The sequence below is a fragment of the Mesorhizobium sp. M1A.T.Ca.IN.004.03.1.1 genome, assembly GCF_003997555.1.
GTDB lineage: Bacteria > Pseudomonadota > Alphaproteobacteria > Rhizobiales > Rhizobiaceae > Mesorhizobium.
Genome location: NZ_RZTV01000663.1, coordinates 1 through 255 on the forward strand (window position 1 = coordinate 1; position 255 = coordinate 255).

1 protein-coding gene is annotated in these 255 nt (G+C 64.3%); it reads left to right on the forward strand.

Annotated features, from left to right (window positions below):
- A partial coding sequence (locus EOD29_RS33315) for a GTP-binding protein (protein WP_164764024.1) occupies nucleotides 1-255 on the forward strand: 255 nt, incomplete at both ends.

Consider the following 255-nt stretch of genomic DNA (forward strand, 5'->3'; position numbering starts at 1 on the left):
CGGCGAAAGGCGTGACGGGGACGATGAGCGCAAGCTCGTCGAACTCCTCGTCGAGCAGATCGAATTTTCCGACGTCGTCATCATCAACAAGGCAGGCGATGTGCCGCCGGCAATGCTCTTGGAGGTTCGCCGAGTCGTCGCGGCGCTCAATCCGGATGCCCGCATCATCGAGGCGGCCTTCGGCCAGGTGCCGCTTGGCGCGATCATGGATACCGGGCTCTTCAGCGAGGCGAAGGCCGCCCGCCATCCGTTCTG